Source organism: Georgenia deserti (assembly GCF_042680605.1).
GTDB lineage: Bacteria > Actinomycetota > Actinomycetes > Actinomycetales > Actinomycetaceae > Allobogoriella > Allobogoriella deserti.
This window is the reverse complement of record NZ_JBHUEE010000031.1, coordinates 1-512: the sequence shown is the minus strand read 5'-3', so window position 1 is coordinate 512 and position 512 is coordinate 1. Positions and strand designations below refer to the sequence as shown.

The window sequence follows — 512 nt, the reverse complement described above, 5'->3', positions numbered from 1 at the left end:
GGCCTATCTGAATTTTGCGGAGCGCCCGCCGGCCGTAGCTCTGGATCGCCGCCAGCCGCGGCCGATGGAGTCCGCCAGATGCTCGCCGCCTTCGAACCCGCACCCTTCCGCCGCCACGCCGAAAGCCGCGTCGAGCCGCTCCGCGCGCATGTCCCGCTCAAGGTCTTCTCGAAGGATCAGGATATCTTCGCCGAGGGGGACGAGGCGGACGTGTTCTACAAGGTCGTCAGCGGGGCGGTGCGGACCTACAAGCTGCTGAGCGACGGCCGTCGCCAGATCGACGCGTTCCACCTCGCAGGCGAGATCTTCGGAGCCGGGGCGGGAGGGGAGCATCGCTTCACCGGGGAGGCGGTCGGCGAGGTCTCGCTGACCGGCTACCGCAGGCGCTCCATCGACGTCCTCGCCTTCGACGATCCCGACCTCGCGCGGGAGGTGCTTTCGGCGACGATGGCCTCGCTCGCCCGCGCGCAGGAGCACATGCTGCTGCTCGGGCGCAAGAGCGCGGTCGAGAA

Annotated in this window: 1 protein-coding gene; it reads left to right on the top strand. The window is 69.5% G+C overall.

The window, feature by feature from the left end:
- Positions 1-78: 78 nt before the first annotated feature.
- Positions 79-512, top strand: a 434-nt coding sequence (locus ACFSE6_RS18935) for a cyclic nucleotide-binding domain-containing protein (RefSeq protein WP_388011159.1), incomplete at its 3' end; no start/stop codon positions are given.